Raw genomic sequence first — 20,603 nt, forward strand, 5'->3', positions numbered from 1 at the left:
CTACTCGCATAAATTAAAAACCATTCAGAAAAAGTGAAACTGAAATTCTTCAGTTATTCTCATGCGTGTAATTCAGGTATAAGCATGCTAATGACTTATTTAAAACATGAAATGAAACTACCCCAATATTAAAAGGTTAATTCTGAACATGAATAGCAAGTTTAATGGTGCAGCTTTGTTAGTTTAATTAAAGTGGGTGTCTAGTTTATTCATTAGTTTAATTAAAGTGGGTGTCTAGTTTATTCTCTATTCACTAGACAGTTCTAAACTTCTAGATTAATGCTAACTTATACTTAAAACCCTATTGGGTGATATATAGTCGTTTGAATTTATGTAAAACGCTCTATTACTTTTATAAGTCGTTACTAGCAAACAAGTGAATGGTTGTGATACATTTTAAAAGTGTTTTTTTTATATTGTTAATCAACGATTTATATACCGTAAAAAATAAAATTAAAGGATTATTATGAAGTTGTATCCCTATGCAAAAATAAAAACAGAAAACCTTAAAGGTTTATTATTTGCTTCTCGCGTTCTTGCTTTTTTGAGTTACGCTTTTTTGGTGGTCACTGTTATTGTGGGCATTATTGGTCTTATGAGTGGCTTAGGTAGTAATATGTCGCTTGGCAATGGCGCGATACTTCAAAGTAATGGTATTTCAGCGATTATGATTTCGATGTGGGGTGTGGCTTGTTCGGTTGCTTTACTTGCTTTTAGTGGCCTGTGCGCTGCGGTTGTATCGTGTGAATACAAATATACTCGGGTTGATGAATAACGCATAACATTTACGGCTTAACTAAAAGCAAGGGCAATGGTTTGTTGTTGCTTTTAGTTAATGTAATAGTTTTGGGTAACGGTTTTTCAAGCAACTGTTTTTCATGCCAAAAATGAGTATAAACTCTGTATTAAAGTCGTTTAAAAGCGATAATAAGTAAGATGGTTTGTTAGGTTAAATAGATAAAACGTAAGCGGGTGTTACGTTAGTTTTTGCCCGCTTAGTGGGTGTTTAAATAAAGTCGAGAGTGAGTAGTAAGCGTTGCTCGTTTGATTCAACAGGCGGCGAGCGATGCACTAATCCCGCACCTTCATTGTCATCCCAATATTCGCCTTTAAGTAAGGCGATGTCACCTTGTTTTAGCTGTTTAATGTTACTTATGCTTTTAAATAATCCAGAGCTTTCATCGGGTTTACCCAAATTACCGGCTCCGAGTTTTGAGCGTTCGACTTCATTGTGCTCAAGCCATTGAGTTGCCACACCTTGATATGTTGTCACTAACCGACATGGTATACGGTCAACATGAAAACGAGGGCACATTGGACGCGTTAATAAGGTTAACCTTAAGCCTGCGCGCTTTAATTCAAACAGGCAGCAAAACATATCCACTAATAAAGCAATATCGGTGCACAACGTATGAATTGAGTCTCGATTTGTGTCGTTAATTTTTAACGCAGTGGTTAATTTTTCAAAAGCATCGTCGGGAGTCACAGCAAGCTCTAAATCTTTTATGCTATTTGTAGCAATTAGTGAGCTCACTGACGCGGCTAATTTTTCGGCCAGTGCACGCTGCCATATAACAATATTAACGTTTTCATTGTAAATATCGCTTAATACATGGGCGCTGTCTGCTTGGGCAGCTTTTCGTATTAGCGGTTTTGTTGGCTGCATTGTGTTACCTAAAGGTGCAAGGGCATTAGCATTCATGACTCTTCCTCCCAAATTGGAAATGGGTCGTGGTAGGTGCGCCAAAAGTCTTTACCTTTTAGGACGGCATCTTCGGGCAGTAGGCAATCATTAAGGGCGGTAATCATGGCGTGTTGATTGAGTGATTGACCAATAAAAACTAGCTCTTGGCGCATATCACCAAAGGGTTCTACCCATTTGCTTTGTATATCGGCCAGTAATTCAGGCTCGGTTGGCCAATCCTTTTTAGGAATGGCTTTGTAAAACATGCCAGCAAAGCCGTAGTGAGCAATCCCTCCGGCTTGATTCCATTGGCCGCAAAATTGCGGGCGGGTCGCTAACCAAAAATAGCCTTTTGAGCGAATAAGCTTGCCAAATTGTTCTGTTCCGTGCAGAAAGTTATAAAACTTTTCGGGATCGAAGGGGCGATGAGCCGTGTAATTAAAACTGCTAATACCGTATTCTTGCGTCTCGGGAATGTGCTCTCCGCGCATTTCTTTTAGCCAACCTGGGGCAAGTTTTGCTTGCTCAAAATCGAATAATCCGGTGTTAAGTACTTTATTTATATCGATATTACCAGCCGATATAGGAATAATTTCGGCTTGTGTATTAAGGGTATTTAAAATAGCGGTGAGGGTGTTTAATTGCTCGGTTGTGACTAAATCAGTTTTACTGATTAAAATAACATCGGCAAATTCAACTTGATCAATTAGCAGGTCGGTAACGCTTCGCTCGTCTTCTTCACCTAACGACTCGCCAGTGGCTTGTAAATCGTTTGCTTGTTCGTAGTCGTTTAAAAAATTAACGGCATCAACAACCGTCACCATGGTGTCTAAGGTGGCAACATCACCAAGAGATACGCCATTTTCGTCGGCAAAGGTAAAGGTTTCGGCAACGGGTAAAGGCTCAGAAATACCGGTTGATTCTATTACTAGATAATCAAAGCGACCTTCTTTGGCAAGCTTACTTACCTCAATAAGTAAATCTTCTCTGAGGGTGCAACAAATACAGCCATTACTCATTTCTACCAGTTTTTCGTTGCTATGATTTAACGATACATCGTTTTTTATTGTGCCAGCATCGATGTTGATATCGCTCATATCGTTGACGATAACAGCTACTTTTTTATCTTGTCGGTTATTTAAAATATGGCTAAGGACGGTGGTTTTACCAGCCCCTAAAAAACCTGATAACACTGTGACGGGCAGTTTATTTATCATTTAATTTATCTTACTCATTTATATTTATAGATATGTTATATTGTATCAATTGCATTTTCCAGTGTTCTTATAAAGTATTAAAGAGCAGGGCGATGTTAAAAGGGAAAGTGCCTGTGCGGTATAAAAATAATGAATAAAAAGGTTGTGTTTTATTGTCGTAAAAAGCCTAAAGTGGCTGTCACTTTAGGCTTTTTACATTAGTTAAAATATAGGTAAAGCTATTGGCTGTTTATCATTACGCATTTAATATTTACAAATTCGCGCATGCCAAATCCACCATGCTCTCGTCCGTAGCCACTTTCTTTTACGCCGCCAAAGGGCAGGTTTGGTTGGGCTAGGCCATAGCCATTAATATTGATCATACCGGTATTAAAGTATTTAATGGCTAGCTCTATGGCTTTGTCTTCATTTTTTGAAAATATGCCACCGCCTAAGCCATAGCGTGAATCATTGGCGATTCTCATTGCATCGTCGTTGTCTGTGGCTTTAATAAGTGAGGCAACCGGGCCAAACAGTTCATCGTCGTAGGCTGGCATACCCGGTGATACATCTTCTAATAAAGTAGGGGGGTAGTAAAATCCGGGTTTATTTGGGATTTCGCCTCCGGTAACTATGCTGGCACCCGCTTTAACCGATTCTTTTACCTGTTTGTGAATGCCATCGCGTAGATCTTCACGCGCCATTGGGCCAAGATCGGTAGTGTCATCCATCGGATCTCCCATTTTCATGGCTTCTAGCTGGCTTTTCATTTGCTGTTTAAAGCGCTCATATAAAGACTCAACCACAACAAAGCGTTTTGCCGATACGCAGGTTTCGCCATTATTGATCATTCTGCCTTGTAGGCATGTTTTAACGGCAAGTTCTAAATCGGCGTCATCAAGTACAATGTAAGCATCGTTACTTCCCAGTTCAAGCACGGTTTTTTTAACGTACTTAGCCGCTTCCTCGGCTACTTTTTTACCTGTTGTGTCGCTACCTGTAAATGTAACGCCACTAATTGCTTTATGGCTGATTAATGCACTGGCAGTTTTGCCATCAATAAGTAAGTTGTTAAAACAATATTTAGGGAAACCTGCTTCTAAAAACAATGCTTCTATTTTTTCGGCCATACCAAATACATTACCGGCGTGTTTTAACACGGTTGTGTTACCTGCCATGATATTGGCAGCGCTATAACGAATAACTTGATAAAGCGGAAAATTCCAAGGTTGTATCCCTAATAAAACGCCCGTAGGTTGATAACTAATGATAGCACGTCCGTTTTGCATCTCTCGTTGTTCATCGCTTAATACACGCGCCCCATTTTGTGCACTATAACGGCATATTTCGGCACAAAGTTCGACTTCTTGTATACCTTGTTGGTATAGCTTGCCCATTTCTTCGGTCATTAGCTTGGCTAGATCGTGTTTGTTTTGTTCAAATAATGAAGCGAGTTTATTTAAGTAGGTCGCACGTTCAGTGAAAGAGGTAAGGCGCCATTTTAAAAATGTATCGTGAGATTGTTCAATGATGTGCTCAGCGTCTTGTTGCGAAAGTAATGTGTAGTTAGCAAGTGTTTGCTCGTTTGTGGGATTAATCGTACTGACTGTATTACTCATTATTATCTCCTTACTTTAAGATGTAGGTGATAGTGCAAATTAATAACCAGTCTGTATTTATTTAACTTTGTTTTTAATACCTTGATTTTGTTTAGTTAATTTTTATTTTTACGTAATAGATATAATTTTTTATATTTTAAAAAGAGTAAATAACGCGCAGGCTATGCAATATTTACAGGCTTGGTTGTTTTTATCCTCAGCAGTGAGCATTTAACTGTTTAGCCCAAGTAAAAAATAAACTAGAGGTGGCATCGACAAAATTCAATGCCACATAAGGGCCTTAATTATTAGTTAAGTTTAATGTTAGGTTTTCTATTGCGCAGCCATAGGGGCTGCTATTAATGCGGTAGTAAGCCGTGCTGTTTGTTGCACTTATTGTGACTAATTGGTTTTTATGCTGTCCTAAGGTGGTTTTTTCTTGGCTTAAACACATGGCTTGAGTTAACGAGCGCAAGCGGCTATCACTTAATATATTTTTAAAACGCTGTGATGGTAACGGCGGAATCTTTATATTTCCTAAGGCATTATCGATACTACGCTTGCTTAATTTAAATGCCGAAGCATGGGGCTGCAAAACGGTTTTACTAGGCCAATATGAATAACGGTATTGTTGCTGTTCGGTGGTTGTTAGATACACGACGCCGCGCTCTCCAAGTACGGTTAACACATTACCTTGAGCTGACTTTATAACCACCAAACTGGTGTTATCATCAACACCTAATACACGACTTACTTTGTTTGTATTTAATGCTTGGGTATACAGTGCGGTTTTATTTTGTTCGCTAAACTGGCTGGTTAAAAAGCCATAACTAAAGGCATTTAATCCCGCTTTTAACTGTGGTGTTTCTTGGTTTGAGATAACTTTGGTTAGCTGGTGGCTTGCAAGTAAATCGGCACTGTTTCCGGTTGTTATTAATACTTCTGCATTCGCTATTTGTTGGCTCCATGGATAAGCGTTATCGTGTTTATCAAATAAACTTTTACGTAATACATTGTCATTGTTTGAGCCTAATAGCAGTACGCCTGTACTTTGTGTTATCTGCTCAAGTAGTGTGTCAACTCCTTGTTTGCACAGCGCATATTCGGCGCGTGTATGCTCAGGGTAAACCGTTTCGCGGTTATAAAGCGCCATTGTTTTATTTCTGTATGTATCAAGGTTTTCGCACTGACCATTATTTAATGCAGTAACTAATGCCGGAGTGAGTGCAAGCCATTGAGCATTAATGCCGGCTTGTGCCAATACGCTTTGATAATAGCGCACAGGTTGGTAAGGGTCTTGCTGGGCGCTGGTAATAAATAATAAAGTGGGCTTTGCACTTTTTACTTGTAAGCTTGCTTTAATAAAGTCGATAGAATCATTAAGCCAGGTTTGATCGGATAAACTATGTTTGCTTGCTACTTCTAGCGTGTTTTTCGTTATAGCATTGGGTATTTGTAGCATGTTTATGACATAGTTAAACTCCTCTTCGGTTAACTCACTCATTTGAAAGCTAGCAATATCGCGCCATGCCCATAAAAGTTCGCGCTTAGTGAGTTTTTGAGGGTGTGAATTTAATAACACGGTTAAGTTTTTTACGGTGTCTTGTTTATGGTTTTTATTAGCCGATGGCCAATGCGTTTGTAAGGTTTTAATTGCGCCTTGGGTTAGTTTATATTGCTCGGTTTGCTCATGCGTGAACTTTGCTTGTTCATTACAAAATTCAGGAGTTAAATTGCTACAGGTTGTTATATCTGTACCCATAACAATAATTGTTTGTTCAGCATTAGTTGCATTGGCACTGTGAGTCATCATAACAGAAGCATAAAACAAGCATATACGGCCCATTTGGGCGGCAAAAGAAGGGACTTTAAGCGGCATTTTTAACCTTAGGAACATGTTATTAAGATGCGTATTGTTAACTATTATATAAATAACAACAAGTGTGAAAAATCAATTAGATAATACCTGTTTAATCGCTGGTATTTTGTTCGTTGATTGATATTATCATTACTTAATCATTAAATAAGACATAAAAATGCACGACCTCACCAAAGGCTCTATCGCTAAACACTTAATTGTAATGGCTCTTCCTATCATGATAGGCATGGTGATCCAAACCCTCTACTTTTTAGTCGATTTATATTTTGTTGGAAAATTAGGGGCTAATGCTTTAGCGGGCTTAAGCTTGGCTGGTAACGCAATGTTTTTAATTTTTGCGTTAACTCAGGTGCTTAATGTCAGTACGGCTGCATTAATTGCACAGGCCGTTGGACGAAAAGATAAACAAGATGCCAATACGATATTTAATCAAAGCTTAATGCTAGCCAGTGTTATGGCATTGCTGGTGTTAGTGTTTGGTTATATAGGGACCGATTGGTACTTACATAATATTTCGGATGATGCTGCGACGATATACCAAGGTAAGCGTTATTTATACTGGTTTTTACCCTGTATGGCTTTGCAATTTCCTTTAGTGGCTATTAGTGCTGCACTGAGAGGTACAGGGATAGTTAAACCCACAATGTTAGTGCAAGCTTTTTCAATTATTATTAATATTATTTTGTCGCCTATTTTAATTACCGGGTGGGGGACAGGGGCCGCAATGGGCGTTGCCGGTGCTGGGTTAGCGAGCTCTATTTCAGTTTTTTCTGCAATTATTATGTTGTGTGTTTATTTTGCCAAGGCCGAAAAATATATCACCTTAGATACTCAGTTATGGCCAGTTAATATGACGCAAATAAAGCGTTTATTTGTTATTGGGCTCCCTGCTGGTGGCGAATTTTTCTTAATGTTTATGTATATGTCGTTAATATATTGGCTTATCCAGCGTTTTGGCCCTGAAGCACAAGCTGGGTTTGGGTTAGGCTCGCGTATAATGCAATCACTTTTTTTACCGGCTATGGCTATTGCCTTTGCAGCCCCTGCGGTGGCAGGACAAAACTATGGTGCTAAACAGTATTCACGGGTGCGCGACACCTTTTTTTACACCAGTTTAATGACAACCGTGTTAATGGCAATTTTAACAATGGTGTGTTTGTTTTCTCCTTGGGTATTAATTAATAGCTTTTCAAAAGATACGGGAGTGCTTTTAGTGGCTGCGTCATTTTTAAGTATCATTTGTTTAAACTTTATTCCGACAGGGGTGATTTTTTCGTGTTCAGGCATGTTCCAATCACTTGGTAATACACTACCGGGTTTATACAGTACCGCTATTCGTATTTTATTATTTGCCAGTATTGCGCTGTGGCTTAATCAGGTAGACACTTTTTTGTTGGCCGATTTATGGTATGTATCGGTATTTTCAGTGGCGGTACAAGCAATTATTAGCTTTTTGTTTTTACGCAATGAGTTTAAAAAACACTTAAAATTTACATAATTAATAAAAAAACCAAGACTCTAAATATTTAAGGATTGATAACCGGTCATGCAAGCTAAAGACATTGAAAAACTCGACTTATCACGTGCTGAAACGCGCGATATTGTTACCCCTTACGCGTTTAAAATAGATCAAGCGCTACTGGGTTTACCCTTAGCAAGTCCTGCTCGGCGCGCTTTGGCTATTATTATTGATGTAACATTAATATTTTTAGCCGCGAAAATAAGTGCCGCTATTATCGCATTTTTTGCGGCATTGGCTTTTTATAGAGGCACAGCGCAAAAGCATTTACCTGCAATGTCGACGATAGGGCGCAGAGCATTAAAATTTACAGCTGCGAGCTTCTTATTTGTTAGCTCTTTGCTTTTACTTAGCTTTGCCATTGATTATTTAGAGGGCAATAATGGCGCTGATAGTGAATCACAAAGCTTAGCGTTTAACGTAGCAGAAAAACAATTAATAAAGGATTACCTACTTGAAGGTGAAACGCAGCAAGCCTGTGATGAAAGCTGCGAAGTAGCGCGGCTTGCCCAGCTTATTGCAGATGTACCTAAACTCAATGATTTAGTCGACACTGATAATGTAGGTATGAGCCAAATATTATTGTTGGGTTTTGTCGAGCTTACTGACACACAACAACACGCGCCTTTTGAGACTCAATACGAAACAACACAAAAACCAAACAGCATTTTAGCTTGGGGCAAGGGGATTATAGAAGATTTAGGCCTTGGTTTTGGCTGGGCTGCGATTTACTTTACTTTGTTTTCATTATTATGGAACGGGCAAACCCCGGGCAAAAAATTATGTAACATTAGAGTGGTTTTATTAAAAGGCGGTAAACTTAATTTATTCGATTCGTTTGTGCGTTACGGGGGTTATGGCGCTGGTTTTGCTACTGGTTTACTCGGTTTTTTTCAAATTTATTGGGATCCTAATAGGCAAGCCATCCAAGATAAAATATCGGCAACGGTGGTTATAAAAGGCAGTGTGGATCAAATCGTTAATGAAGAAACAATAGAAAAAGCAGTGCACGATTAATACTATATTTTAAAACGCGTAGGGGGCTATCGTTTATCTATTTGCGTATTAAACCTATAAAACGATTAAAGATATGATTTTATGTTTTAGCAAAGATTAACCATTTAACGGTTAATCTTTGCTCTTACTTTTGTGGCTATACCTGCGATAGCCATTATTAATACCCATACCCATACAGGGCCATTACCATATTGGCTGTATACACTATCGCCCTTAATTAGCTTTATGTTGGCTTTCATGGTGGTGGCTTTAAATTGAGGCATCGTTTGTTGAGTGTGGCTGATGGGGTCATACACTGCGCTGATCCCATTATTGGTAACACGTATAAGCGGACGTTGAAGTTCGAGCGCTCGCATTCGTGCTATTTGCATATGTTGATGAGGGCCAATTGAATCGCCAAACCAGGCATCGTTACTCACGGTAAAGAGTAAATCTGATTCACTTTTATAGTTACCGCGTACTAAATCTGCAAAGGCAATTTCATAGCAAATGGCGGGGAGTATATTAAAGCCATTAGCGCGTAAGTTATTTTGTACTTTATCGCCACGTGTAAACGATGACATAGGTAAATCAAATAAAGGAGCTATGTGGCGTAATACATCCTGAAAAGGCACAAATTCACCAATGGGTAACAGCTGATGTTTTTGGTATCGGTTTTTATGCAAATAATGATACTGCCCGTGTTCGTCGTTGTTATCTTTATTACCCAGTACAATTAAGGTATTAAAAATAGCTTTGGTATCAAATTGATAATCGACCACACCCGTGACTAATGCTGTTTTGTTAAACGATGCCGCGCTATCTAAGCCAATTAAGTAGGTGTCTGCGAGGGCTTCTATTTCGGGGACTGCTGCTTCGGGCCATACAACAAGGTCTACATCCCAATGTGGGCGCGTTAAATCTTGGTACTTACTCATTGTGGTCCAAAATTCACTGGGCTCAAAACGTAAGTGCTGTTTTATATTGCCTTGTACCAGTAAGGTTGACATGGTTTTATTTGAGTATTGATTAGTTCCGGTATTGTTAGCTGCAACAATAAGTAAGGTTAAAGATATGGCAGAGAACAACAGTGGTTTAATGTCTTTTTTACTGAGGCGATACAGTGAAAAACCGATAATAATACAACTGAGTGTTAAGCCAAATTCTCCAATATAAGGAGCAAGAATCCGTAATGGACCATCGGTTTGCGTATAACCAAAACTTAACCAAGGAAAGCCTGTAAGTAAAATGCCGCGTAAATACTCACTAACAGCAAAACCACTCACTAATAATGCACAAAAAGAATAAGGACCATTTGCTAAGCGCGTACTGAGCCAGCAAGCAAAAGCAGGAAATAAAGATAAATATGCACACAACAACGCCATTATAGAAAGCGAAGCAATAAGTGGCATACCGCCAAAAGTAGCAATAGAAACATGGACCCAACTTATTCCAGCGCCAAACCAGCCTAAACCAAATATAAAGCCATATTTAGCGGCACGTTTTGCTGATAAGGGGGCGGTGTTGTTAGGCGTTAAGCAATAAAACAGTAAGGCTAGGCTAAAAAATGGAGTTAGCCATAATTCGAAAGGCGCGTAGCCAAAAGTTAAAACAAGGCCCGCAATCAGTGCGAGCCATGCTTTTTTATCTTTTGCTATACAAGTTAGTTTAGTTAGCAGTTTCTTCACTGTCGCTATCATCAACCTTTGGTACGGTGACTTGCACTTGCAAAATACGGCGATTATCAGAGTTTGTTACTTTAAATTGATAACCGTCTATCTCAATGGTTTCGCCGCGGCTTGGCATGTGACCAAAGGCATGAATAACAATACCACCGATTGTATCGGCTTCATCGGTACTGTAGCCGGTGGTAAAATATTCGTTAAAATCGTCAACAGGGGTTAATGCTTGTACTACATAAACGTGTTTAGCAAGTTGGCGAATATCTTGTTGGCCTTCTTCTTCATCGTGTTCGTCTTCTATTTCGCCAACAATGGTTTCAAGAATATCTTCGATGGTGACTAATCCTGATACACCGCCGTATTCATCAATGACAATCGCCATATGGTAACGCTGTTGGCGAAACTCATTAAGTAAGGTATCGACGCGTTTACTTTCAGGCACAACCATAGAGGGGCGTAAATAATCACGTAATGAAGGTAAGTGCTCATCTTTATTTAAGATAAGTGGCAATAAATCTTTAGCAAGTAGTATTCCTTCTACGTGATCTTTGTCTTCGCACACAACGGGAAAACGTGAGTGTGTGGAGTCGACCATCATCGGAATAAGCTCTTCAAGCGGGCTATCTATTTCAAGTGTCACCATTTGCGAACGAGGGATCATAATATCGCGTACTTTTAATTCAGATACGCTTAATACGCCTTCCATCATTTCTTTGGTTTCGGGATTAATTAGCTCTCGCTCTTGCGCGTCGGCAATTACTTCAACCAGCTCTTCTCTATTCTGGGGTTCCCCTTGCAATAGCTGAGTTATTCTTCCCAGCCAGCTCTTGCCAGAAGAACCCTGGCTAGTTTGCGAGTTATCGTCGCTCATTGCGTCTAAATGCTCCGTTAATTTTAAATATCGTCCCGATATGGGTCGGCGATGCCAAGTTCGGCAAGTAATTGCTTTTCTATACTTTCCATTTCAAAAGCATCTTCATCCTTTATATGGTCAAAACCAAGTAAATGCAAGCATCCATGGATAACCATATGAGCAAAGTGCTCATGAAATGTTTTTTCTTGCTCATTTGCTTCGGCTAATACAATAGCTGGACAAATAATTAAATCACCGACTAATGGCAGCTCAATGCCTGCTGGTGCTTCAAATTCAAACGACAATACGTTTGTCGGTTTGTTTTTACCGCGATAGTCGTTATTAAGCTGTTGCGATTGCGCTTCATCACTAATGACAATACTGAGCTCAGATTCATCTCGGTATTGGCTAAGGGCTTTATCTGCCCATAGTTGAAACTGTTCGTGGCTTGGTAAGTTTTCAAACTCACACGCTATTTGTAAATCAAGTTCAGTGCTCACTGTATTACTCTTTAGTCGAAGATTGAGCCTGTGCGGCGAGTAAGTCTTTTTCTTTTTGTTTTTCTATCCGTTTTAAGCGCTCACTTTCATCGTTACGTTCATACGCTTCAACGATTCGTGCAACGACAGGATGGCGAACAACGTCGTGCGCTTTAAAAAAGTTAAAGCTTATTTCATCAACCCCATCGAGTACTTGTATAGCGTGGCGAAGACCTGAACGCGCACCTCGGGGTAAATCTACCTGTGTAATATCACCGGTGATCACCGCTTTAGAATTAAAGCCTATACGCGTTAAAAACATTTTCATTTGTTCTGCAGTGGTATTTTGGCTTTCATCTAAAATAATAAAGGCATCGTTAAGAGTACGACCACGCATATATGCTAGGGGAGCCACTTCGATAATATTTTTTTCGATGAGCTTTTCTACACGTTCAAAACCCAGCATTTCAAATAGCGCATCGTAAAGAGGGCGCAGGTATGGGTCTATTTTTTGGCTTAAATCACCAGGTAAAAACCCCAGTTTTTCACCGGCTTCAACCGCTGGGCGGGTTAACAAAATACGACGAATTTCTTGGCGTTCGAGTGCATCAACAGCCGCGGCAACCGCAAGGTAGGTTTTACCTGTACCGGCAGGGCCAATACCAAAAGTAATATCATGATGCAGAATGTTAGCAACATAAGCGCCTTGGTTGTCGTTACGTGGTTTTATAACGCCTCGACGTGTTTTAATGACCATTTCTTTGCCATAAGCACCGCTAGCGGTATCTTGCTCTAGGGCTTTTGATTCACTAATGGCTAGGTGTACGTTGTCGGGTTCTATTTCGCCGATTTCACCACGTACTGGTTGAGTATCAATATAAAGATTTTTTAAGATTTCTACCGCTGCGGTACTACTAATGAGCTTTCCGGTTACTTTAAAAAAGTTTTCACGGTGAATAATTTCGACACCTAATCGGCGTTCAATTTGTTTGATGTTTTCATCAAACGGACCACATAAAGAAGAAAGGCGTTTGTTATCGGCAGGTTCTAAATAAATCTCTAATGTTTTTAATTGATTACTCAAAATTACTTCCTATTGCATTGCGCCAGCGTAAACTGGCGCGTTGTATTTTGGCTAAGGTACAAACGTTGCTACACCAATTTCATTGGCGCTTTCTGCTTTTGTATCATTATTTGCAGCTTTAGATAATATTGCTGCTGGAGCAATGTCACGGCGCAAGTTCATTTGTGATTCTGTACGAATTAGCTCACCACGTAAAGAATTAGGCAATGCTTCAGTAATACGTACATCAACAAACTGTCCGATCACTGTATGTGGCCCGACAAAATTAACAACACGGTTATTTTCGGTACGGCCTCGTAATTCCATTGGATTTTTCTTAGAAGGGCCTTCGACTAAAATACGTTGCTCGGTATCAAACATTTGACGACTAATTTGTTGTGCCATTTGTGTAATACGGTTTTGCAATAAGTAAAGACGTTCTTTTTTCTCTTGTTCGGTTACATCATCTGGTAAATCGGCAGCTGGTGTACCAGGACGTGCGCTATAAATAAAGCTAAAGCTCATGTCAAAACCAATATCATTGATTAGGTTCATCGTTGCTTCGAAGTCCATTTTGCTTTCACCAGGGAAACCAATGATAAAATCAGATGACATGCTTAAATTAGGACGAATCTTACGTAGTTTACGAATTGTCGACTTGTATTCAATCGCTGTATGGCCACGTTTCATTAAATTTAAGATACGATCTGAGCCACTTTGAACCGGTAAATGCAGGTGATCAACTAACTCAGGTACATCAGCATAAGCTTCGATGATATCTGGTGTAAATTCTACCGGATGCGAAGTGGTGTAACGAATACGGTCAATACCATCAATGGCAGCTACATAACGAATTAAATCAGAGAAATAGCAAATTTCTTCTTCGTGTGTTTCGCCGCGATAGGCATTTACGTTTTGTCCGAGTAAGTTAACTTCACGCACGCCTTGCTCTGCCAATTGAGCAACTTCTAATAGTACGTCATCTAACGGACGACTAACTTCTTCACCACGTGTGTAAGGGACTACACAAAAAGTACAGTATTTAGAACAGCCTTCCATAATCGATACAAAAGCAGAAGGGCCTTCGGCTTTTGGCTCTGGTAAGCGGTCAAACTTTTCGATTTCAGGGAAAGAAATATCAACAACCGATGAGCCTTTATCACCTTGCACTTGTTTAATCATTTCTGGCAAGCGGTGTAAGGTTTGAGGGCCAAATATAACGTCGACAAACGGTGCACGTTGACGAATCGAATCACCTTCTTGTGAGGCAACACAGCCGCCCACACCAATGATAAGGTCTGGTTTATCATCTTTTAATAATTTCCAGCGACCTAATTGGTGAAATACTTTTTCTTGTGCTTTTTCACGAATTGAACAGGTGTTAAGCAATATAACATCTGCTTCTGTGGCTTCTTCAGTTAGCTGGTAGCCGTTTGTCGCATCTAAAAGTTCTGCCATCTTCTGCGAGTCGTACTCGTTCATCTGACAACCCCAGGTTTTTATATGCAGCTTTTTGCTCATTGAATATAGCCTCGTGTTCAATTCGGTAGTGGCACAAATGTGTGCTTAATTCAGGATTAAATGACCATTGGGGCCAGTTAAAGGACGCACATTTTATATGGATATAAGGCTAAATCCAAGTATAGTTTTCATGTTTATGGTTTCAAATCAATCTAAACGGGTTTTATACGCCTGTGGGCTATTCCCTCGTGCACTTAACGATACAATTGCGCTACAATTAAAATAGTTGGAAGTAACCCCTAAAATGATGAAAACGATGAAAAATAAAGTAATTGTGGTTGGTGGTGGCATGGTTGGCTCGGCCATGGCAATAAAGTTAGCGCAACAAGGTAATCTTGTGAGTGTCATTGAAAATAAACCAATAGATGCCACTGAGATATTACAAAGTCAGCAGGTGGATATTCGTGTTTCGGCAATAAATCGTTTTTCTGAAAATTTACTTGATGAATTGGGGGCCATGGATTTATTGCGCCATAACCGTATAGCCCCATACCAACAGCTTGAGGCCTTTGAGTTAGGTAATGATAGATTATTATTTGATTGCGCTGATATAAATTCGTCTCATTTAGGGCACTTAATTGAAAACAAATTAATTCAGGCAAGTCTTTGGCAACAATTTAAAAAACATAATATTACGGTGATAGAACAATCAGGCGCTATCTGTGCTATTACTCAAACAGCCGATGACATTACCCTGCATTACAATGATACCTGTTATACCGCTCACTTAGTGGTCGGTGCAGATGGTGGCCAGTCGCAATGTCGTCTTAAAGCCAACATCGGGGTGGAAGGCTGGCAATATCAGCAACAGTGTATGGGGGTTTTAATTAAACTTGATGCGCCACAACAAATAAAAACATGGCAGCAATTTACACCCACAGGCCCGGTTGCATTTTTACCTATGCAAGCTCCTTATGCTAATTTAATTTGGTACGACAACCCTGAGACGCTAGCTACACTTAAAACACTAACCACAGAGCAATTAAAACAACAAATCATAGCAAAGTTCCCAGCACTGGCCGGTGACTTTGAAGTGATTAACCAAGCTGTTTTTCCTTTAACCCGACAGCATGCTAATCACTACTCAGCGAAACGATTAGTTTTAATTGGTGATGCGGCACATACGATTAACCCATTAGCAGGGCAGGGAGTGAATTTAGGGTTTAAAGATGTCGTCGCTTTGGCTGATGCATTAAACGAGATTGATGATATTGGTTGTATCATTAAATTAAAACAATATGAATCTAAGCGCCGCAAAGCTAATTTATTAATGATGAGTATGATGGATGCGTGCTACTTTGGTTTTTCTAACACTATCAGTCCACTTCGCTGGGCACGAAGACACATTTTAAAAACAGCTAACATTAATTCACCGTTAAAAAAATGGGTTTTAAAATATGCGATTGGTGATAAATAAACATTAAGAACATGAGGGATTACGCTTTAAGGTTTAGATAAAAGAACTAGAAAAATAGATAAACTTAATACTATTTAATCTGTTTATTGTGCTGTATTTTTGTTATTAATAGCTTTAGTTGTCTTGCGTTTATTAAAATGTAATGGATTATTTTATTTAGGTGGTATCTTGGACGAACTTTTTAGCGTAATCATTTTTGTTGGTATTTTATTTTTAGTGGCCAGCTTACCGACTACATTACGGATATGTAGGGCAACTGAAAATGTATTTTGGTATATTTTATTTAACTTAATTTTTTTATTTATTCTTAGTTATTGCGCTGTTACTTATTACTTTATTGCCTCGATAGTTAATACCAATGTAATTTATATTGTTTCGTGTATTTTACTCGCCGGAGGTGGATTTGTTTATTTGGTAACTAAATTAAGTTATTCAAGTATTTTAAAAATAGAGCAAACACTTGAAGAACAACGCTTCCAAGCTGAGCACGATAGTTTAACCGCACTGCCCAATCGTAAAATGTTTTTCAACTCCCTCTCTCATTACATTAATAGGGGCATACCTTGCTCGGTATTGTTTATCGATTTAAACAACTTTAAATATATAAATGACAGCTTTGGCCATCATATAGGTGATCAATTGCTCATTGCCACTGCTAAAATGCTACAGTCACAGCTAATTCAACCCGCTTCGCTAGCAAGAATTGGGGGGGATGAATTTGCCATTATCCTGATACAACAAAATCAATATAACGACGAAGCATGCATAAATAAAATTAAGCAAGCTATCGCTCAGCCTCTTAAAGTGGGTCAGCAATCAATTCTAATTAATTTAAGTATTGGGGGCAGTCACTATCCGCAAGATGGTGAAAATGTCGATGTGCTGATTAAAAATGCTGACTTAGCCATGTATGAAGCTAAGAAAAATAAACATTTGTTTGTGCCTTATACGCAGGCCTTAGGTGAAAAATCAAACGAGACGCTGATGTTAGCTAGTAAACTTAAAACAGCCATAGAGCAGGAGGAGTTTACACTTTATTATCAGCCCATTAGTTCAGCAAAAGCAGGGCAATCGTCGGGGTTTGAGGCATTGATCCGTTGGCCACAAAAAGATGGCAGCTTTATTTACCCAGATTCGTTTATTCCTATCGCTGAACAAACCAACTTAATTTTATTATTAACCAAGTGGGTTGTTAACCAAGCTGCTAGGGATTTGTCTCGTTTTAAAGCAAATGGTTTTACTGGCACGATTCACTTAAATATTTCAGCGCAAGATTTACAAAGCCCTGTATTTTTAAAGCATATTGTTGATTTACATGACGCTAATCCAACGATAAGTGATGACATTACGTTTGAAATTACCGAAAGTGCCATGATGACAAATATTGATGCCGCGCGTGAAATGATACTCACGCTTAATAAAAAAGGTTTTTATTTTAGCATTGATGATTTTGGTACCGGTTTCTCATCGTTATCTTTATTACGAGAATTACCCATTGAGCAGATTAAAATAGATCGCTCATTTGTCACGAATATGCTCAGTCATAGTGCTGATTTTGCAATTGTAGAATCAATTGTATTTTTGGCAAATCAATTAGGGTGTGATGTGGTTGCAGAAGGCGTTGAAAATAGCGAAGTAGAGCAATTGTTACTTAATTTAGGCTGCGATTACTTACAAGGTTATTACTACAGTAAACCTATCACGCTTGAAGAGGCGTTAGTGGGCCTTAATACCAATTAGTTATAGATTTACATCAGCTAATTTTAACCATTGGCTGTGATTCACTACGTTAAACATTTAAGTCGTTGAACTTTTGCTTTAGCACACAAAGCCGCTAAATAATTTGATTAGGCATAAGCAAGCTTAATATCAGCCGGTACTCGTTTTATTTTGGGATGTTTTATATAAGGTATGCTGTTGTAAAAGCAGAGGGTTTGGCTGTCGTTTATTTTTTGAGTAATATAAAGTTATTTAATTAATATTATCGTACATAAATTTGTTGAATATGGAAAATAAAGCTATCGCTATAAAAACAGCTAAAAATAAAATGATGGAAGGTATGACTAGACTAAGTAAAGAAATTGGCTGGGATACCAGGATTTGAACCTGGGAATGCCAGGATCAAAACCTGGTGCCTTACCGCTTGGCGATATCCCAACTCTAAATTTGGATGAGTTTTAGTTCTAATTAAGAACATGGTGCGGAAGGAGAGACTTGAACTCTCACAACCTAAGTTACTGGAACCTAAATCCAGCGCGTCTACCAATTCCGCCACTCCCGCGCATTACATACAGGGTTTTAATGTTTTAGAATCTAAATCCAGCGTCTATATTCAAGACAACTGCCAATTCCGCCACTCCCGCATACAAGTTTATATTTAAACTCTTAACAGAGCTTTCTTAATCAACATTTCTTTGGTAGAAGAAGTTGGCTGGGATACCAGGATTTGAACCTGGGAATGCCAGGATCAAAACCTGGTGCCTTACCGCTTGGCGATATCCCAACAAAGAATAAGCTGATAATTTTAGTTCTTATCAAGAACATGGTGCGGAAGGAGAGACTTGAACTCTCACAACCTAAGTTACTGGAACCTAAATCCAGCGCGTCTACCAATTCCGCCACTCCCGCGCACTACATACAGGATTTTAATGTTTTAGAATCTAAATCCAGCGTCTATATTCAAGACAACCGCCAATTCCGCCACTCCCGCATTATTACTTTGAATTAATCAAAGAAATGGTAGTTATTTTAAACTCTTCATTGAGTGCAATTTAACTCTTGCAGAGCCACTTCTAAAAGAAGAAATGGTGGCTAAGACGGGATTTGAACCTGTGACCCCATCATTATGAGTGATGTGCTCTAACCAGCTGAGCTACTTAGCCATTGTTGGCTGGGATACCAGGATTTGAACCTGGGAATGCCAGGATCAAAACCTGGTGCCTTACCGCTTGGCGATATCCCAACAATAAACAATTGATAATTTTAGTTCTTATCAAGAACATGGTGCGGAAGGAGAGACTTGAACTCTCACAACCTAAGTTACTGGAACCTAAATCCAGCGCGTCTACCAATTCCGCCACTCCCGCGCATTACATACAGGATTTTAATGCTTTGGAATCTAAATCCAGCGTCTATATTCAAGACAACTGCCAATTCCGCCACTCCCGCATTATTACTTTGAATTAATCAAAGAAATGGTAGTTATTTTAAACTCTTCATTGAGTAACAAAAAAATGGTGGCTAAGACGGGATTTGAACCTGTGACCCCATCATTATGAGTGATGTGCTCTAACCAGCTGAGCTACTTAGCCATCTTTTTTGTTTAACACATCATTGCTGAGTGCGGGGCGTATTATGCTGATATGACCCAACTGCGTCAACACCTTTTTTGCAAAAAAACACTTATCGGTGTTTGTTTGCAGGAAAAATAAGCTAAGAGGCTAAATTTTATTTAAATCGATGCTTTTTTAAATGATCTGACAGCAGGTATTTTAAATTTTTTAAACATTAGAAATTAAAAAAGGCTCGAATTTACGAGCCTTTAAAATACAAACTAACTAATAGTTATAAAGCGTGGGGTTTATACATTAAACAAGAAGTTCATTACATCGCCATCTTTTACAATGTACTCTTTACCTTCTTGGCGCATTTTACCTGCTTCTTTAGCGCCACTTTCACCGTTGAAAGTGATGTAGTCATCGTACGCTATCGTTTGTGCACGGATAAATCCGCGTTCGAAATCGGTATGAATTTTACCTGCTGATTGTGGAGCCGTTGCGCCAACAGGGATCGTCCATGCGCGAACTTCTTTTACACCTGCTGTAAAATAAGTTTGTAATTGAAGTAACTCGTAACCACCACGGATAACAAGGTTTAAACCCGGTTCTTCTAAGCCAAGATCGGCCATAAACTCAAGTTTATCTTCGTCATCTAATTCTGATAACTCTGACTCAATAGCAGCACATACCGGAATAACAACAGCATCTTCAGACTCAGCGATAGCACGTACGCGGTCTAAATGAGGGTTGTTTTCAAAACCATCTTCAGCCACATTAGCAATATACATCGTTGGTTTAATCGTTAAGAAGTTAAGTGAGCTAATTGCTGCTTTTTCTTCTTTAGTTAATTCAAGTGAGCGAAGTGTTAAGCCTTCATCTAAATGCACTTTTACTTTTTCCAGTACTGCATTTTGCTCTTTTGCGTCTTTATCGCCGCCTTTTGCTTTTTTTGCATTACGGAAAAGGGCTTTATCAGCACTGTCCATATCGGCTAAAACAAGCTCAGTATTAATGACGTCGATATCGTCAGCAGGATCGATAGTACCTGCAACGTGAATAACGTTTTCATCTTCAAAACAACGTACTACATGACCAATCGCATCGGTTTCACGAATATTTGCTAAAAATTGGTTACCTAAACCTTCACCTTTAGAAGCCCCTTTAACCAAGCCAGCAATATCAACAAACTCCATGCTTGTAGGTAAAATACGCTGTGGCTTAACTATTTTTGCAAGTTCGTCTAAGCGAGCATCAGGTACCGGTACTACGCCAGTATTAGGCTCAATGGTACAAAAAGGAAAGTTAGCGGCTTCAATACCCGCTTTGGTTAATGCATTAAAAAGTGTCGATTTACCCACATTAGGCAAACCAACAATGCCACATTTAAAACCCATAGTAAGATACCTTGTTTAGTGTCGTTTAAACGTCTGATTTAGCT

15 protein-coding genes and 8 tRNA genes are annotated in these 20,603 nt (G+C 39.1%); 5 read left to right on the forward strand and 18 right to left on the reverse strand.

Annotation, left to right across the window (positions count from 1 at the left end; all coding sequences use genetic code 11):
- The first annotated feature begins 466 nt into the window (after positions 1 to 466).
- Positions 467 to 775: a hypothetical protein gene (locus J8L70_RS14770; protein WP_211056359.1), complete on the forward strand. Its 309-nt coding sequence runs from the start codon at positions 467 to 469 to the stop codon at positions 773 to 775.
- 231 nt (positions 776 to 1,006) lie between these two features.
- On the opposite strand, the gene J8L70_RS14775 is transcribed toward J8L70_RS14770, so the two are convergent.
- From J8L70_RS14775 to J8L70_RS14790, 4 genes are all read right to left on the reverse strand, one after another.
- A complete protein-coding gene (locus J8L70_RS14775; protein ID WP_211056360.1) occupies positions 1,007 to 1,702 on the reverse strand; it encodes a DUF1826 domain-containing protein in 696 nt (231 codons plus the stop codon).
- Complete coding sequence (zigA, locus tag J8L70_RS14780) at positions 1,699 to 2,901, reverse strand: zinc metallochaperone GTPase ZigA (protein WP_211056361.1); 1,203 nt, start codon at positions 2,899 to 2,901, stop codon at positions 1,699 to 1,701. The genes J8L70_RS14775 and zigA overlap by 4 nt, the downstream gene beginning before the upstream one ends.
- A 218-nt stretch (positions 2,902 to 3,119) precedes the next feature.
- Entirely contained in the window at positions 3,120 to 4,499 is a 1,380-nt protein-coding gene (locus J8L70_RS14785; protein ID WP_211056362.1) for an NAD-dependent succinate-semialdehyde dehydrogenase, read from the reverse strand.
- A 280-nt stretch (positions 4,500 to 4,779) separates the two neighbouring features.
- Entirely contained in the window at positions 4,780 to 6,357 is a 1,578-nt protein-coding gene (locus J8L70_RS14790) for a cyanophycinase (RefSeq protein WP_211056363.1), read from the reverse strand.
- Between the two features lie 157 nt (positions 6,358 to 6,514).
- On the opposite strand from J8L70_RS14790, the gene J8L70_RS14795 reads away from it, so the two are divergent.
- Both J8L70_RS14795 and J8L70_RS14800 read left to right on the forward strand, forming a co-directional pair.
- A complete protein-coding gene (locus J8L70_RS14795; protein ID WP_247664851.1) occupies positions 6,515 to 7,855 on the forward strand; it encodes an MATE family efflux transporter in 1,341 nt (446 codons plus the stop codon).
- A gap of 48 nt (positions 7,856 to 7,903) precedes the next feature.
- On the forward strand, positions 7,904 to 8,893 hold the full coding sequence (locus J8L70_RS14800; RefSeq protein ID WP_211056364.1) for an RDD family protein: 990 nt from the start codon (positions 7,904 to 7,906) through the stop codon (positions 8,891 to 8,893).
- Positions 8,894 to 8,997: 104 nt separating this feature from the next.
- Here J8L70_RS14800 and lnt read toward each other — a convergent pair whose 3' ends face one another.
- From lnt to miaB, 5 genes are read right to left on the reverse strand one after another with little or no spacing between them, the layout of a single operon-like run.
- Positions 8,998 to 10,560: an apolipoprotein N-acyltransferase gene (gene lnt, locus J8L70_RS14805; protein WP_211056365.1), complete on the reverse strand. Its 1,563-nt coding sequence runs from the start codon at positions 10,558 to 10,560 to the stop codon at positions 8,998 to 9,000.
- Positions 10,541 to 11,425: a CNNM family magnesium/cobalt transport protein CorC gene (gene corC, locus J8L70_RS14810; protein ID WP_211056366.1), complete on the reverse strand. Its 885-nt coding sequence runs from the start codon at positions 11,423 to 11,425 to the stop codon at positions 10,541 to 10,543. Before corC ends, lnt begins: the two co-directional genes overlap by 20 nt.
- Before the next feature lie 23 nt (positions 11,426 to 11,448).
- Positions 11,449 to 11,907, reverse strand: coding sequence for an rRNA maturation RNase YbeY (gene ybeY, locus J8L70_RS14815; RefSeq protein WP_211056367.1), 459 nt, complete (start codon positions 11,905 to 11,907; stop codon positions 11,449 to 11,451).
- Positions 11,908 to 11,911: 4 nt separating this feature from the next.
- Positions 11,912 to 12,970 carry a PhoH family protein gene (locus J8L70_RS14820; protein WP_211056368.1) on the reverse strand — a complete coding sequence of 353 codons (1,059 nt, stop codon included), beginning with the start codon at positions 12,968 to 12,970 and terminating at the stop codon, positions 11,912 to 11,914.
- A 51-nt stretch (positions 12,971 to 13,021) separates the two neighbouring features.
- Positions 13,022 to 14,470: a tRNA (N6-isopentenyl adenosine(37)-C2)-methylthiotransferase MiaB gene (gene miaB / locus J8L70_RS14825; RefSeq protein WP_211056369.1), complete on the reverse strand. Its 1,449-nt coding sequence runs from the start codon at positions 14,468 to 14,470 to the stop codon at positions 13,022 to 13,024.
- A 244-nt stretch (positions 14,471 to 14,714) separates the two neighbouring features.
- Between miaB and J8L70_RS14830 the strand changes: the two genes are divergently transcribed.
- Together J8L70_RS14830 and J8L70_RS14835 are read left to right on the forward strand one after the other, a co-directional pair.
- On the forward strand, positions 14,715 to 15,887 hold the full coding sequence (locus J8L70_RS14830) for an FAD-dependent monooxygenase (RefSeq protein WP_211056370.1): 1,173 nt from the start codon (positions 14,715 to 14,717) through the stop codon (positions 15,885 to 15,887).
- A gap of 168 nt (positions 15,888 to 16,055) precedes the next feature.
- Entirely contained in the window at positions 16,056 to 17,627 is a 1,572-nt protein-coding gene (locus J8L70_RS14835) for an EAL domain-containing protein (RefSeq protein WP_211056371.1), read from the forward strand.
- Between the two features lie 342 nt (positions 17,628 to 17,969).
- Here J8L70_RS14835 and J8L70_RS14840 read toward each other — a convergent pair.
- The 9 genes from J8L70_RS14840 to ychF form a co-directional block, all read right to left on the reverse strand.
- Positions 17,970 to 18,044: transfer RNA gene (locus J8L70_RS14840), tRNA-Gln, on the reverse strand.
- 39 nt (positions 18,045 to 18,083) lie between these two features.
- A tRNA-Leu gene (locus tag J8L70_RS14845) sits at positions 18,084 to 18,168 on the reverse strand.
- A 147-nt stretch (positions 18,169 to 18,315) separates the two neighbouring features.
- A tRNA-Gln gene (locus tag J8L70_RS14850) sits at positions 18,316 to 18,390 on the reverse strand.
- A 40-nt stretch (positions 18,391 to 18,430) separates the two neighbouring features.
- Positions 18,431 to 18,515 (reverse strand) — tRNA-Leu (locus J8L70_RS14855).
- A 177-nt stretch (positions 18,516 to 18,692) separates the two neighbouring features.
- Positions 18,693 to 18,769 (reverse strand) — tRNA-Met (locus J8L70_RS14860).
- Between the two features lie 5 nt (positions 18,770 to 18,774).
- Positions 18,775 to 18,849: transfer RNA gene (locus J8L70_RS14865), tRNA-Gln, on the reverse strand.
- A 39-nt stretch (positions 18,850 to 18,888) separates the two neighbouring features.
- Positions 18,889 to 18,973 (reverse strand) — tRNA-Leu (locus J8L70_RS14870).
- Between the two features lie 148 nt (positions 18,974 to 19,121).
- Positions 19,122 to 19,198: transfer RNA gene (locus J8L70_RS14875), tRNA-Met, on the reverse strand.
- Positions 19,199 to 19,467: 269 nt separating this feature from the next.
- Positions 19,468 to 20,559 carry a redox-regulated ATPase YchF gene (gene ychF, locus J8L70_RS14880; RefSeq protein ID WP_211056372.1) on the reverse strand — a complete coding sequence of 364 codons (1,092 nt, stop codon included), beginning with the start codon at positions 20,557 to 20,559 and terminating at the stop codon, positions 19,468 to 19,470.
- Positions 20,560 to 20,603 lie beyond the last annotated feature (44 nt).

Source organism: Pseudoalteromonas sp. MMG010, from assembly GCF_018100905.1.
In the GTDB taxonomy this organism is placed as follows: Bacteria; Pseudomonadota; Gammaproteobacteria; order Enterobacterales; family Alteromonadaceae; genus Pseudoalteromonas.

What these genes read in the sequence shown, in the direction of transcription:
- miaB (WP_211056369.1), bottom strand. Translation starts at nt 14,470, where the DNA reads ATGAGCAAAAAGCTGCATATAAAAACCTGGGGTTGTCAGATGAACGAG.
- J8L70_RS14790 (WP_211056363.1), bottom strand. Translation starts at nt 6,357, where the DNA reads ATGCCGCTTAAAGTCCCTTCTTTTGCCGCCCAAATGGGCCGTATATGC.
- J8L70_RS14770 (WP_211056359.1), top strand. Translation starts at nt 467, where the DNA reads ATGAAGTTGTATCCCTATGCAAAAATAAAAACAGAAAACCTTAAAGGT.
- J8L70_RS14795 (WP_247664851.1), top strand. Translation starts at nt 6,515, where the DNA reads ATGCACGACCTCACCAAAGGCTCTATCGCTAAACACTTAATTGTAATG.
- J8L70_RS14830 (WP_211056370.1), top strand. Translation starts at nt 14,715, where the DNA reads ATGATGAAAACGATGAAAAATAAAGTAATTGTGGTTGGTGGTGGCATG.
- J8L70_RS14800 (WP_211056364.1), top strand. Translation starts at nt 7,904, where the DNA reads ATGCAAGCTAAAGACATTGAAAAACTCGACTTATCACGTGCTGAAACG.
- corC (WP_211056366.1), bottom strand. Translation starts at nt 11,425, where the DNA reads ATGAGCGACGATAACTCGCAAACTAGCCAGGGTTCTTCTGGCAAGAGC.
- J8L70_RS14785 (WP_211056362.1), bottom strand. Translation starts at nt 4,499, where the DNA reads ATGAGTAATACAGTCAGTACGATTAATCCCACAAACGAGCAAACACTT.
- ychF (WP_211056372.1), bottom strand. Translation starts at nt 20,559, where the DNA reads ATGGGTTTTAAATGTGGCATTGTTGGTTTGCCTAATGTGGGTAAATCG.
- J8L70_RS14775 (WP_211056360.1), bottom strand. Translation starts at nt 1,702, where the DNA reads ATGAATGCTAATGCCCTTGCACCTTTAGGTAACACAATGCAGCCAACA.
- zigA (WP_211056361.1), bottom strand. Translation starts at nt 2,901, where the DNA reads ATGATAAATAAACTGCCCGTCACAGTGTTATCAGGTTTTTTAGGGGCT.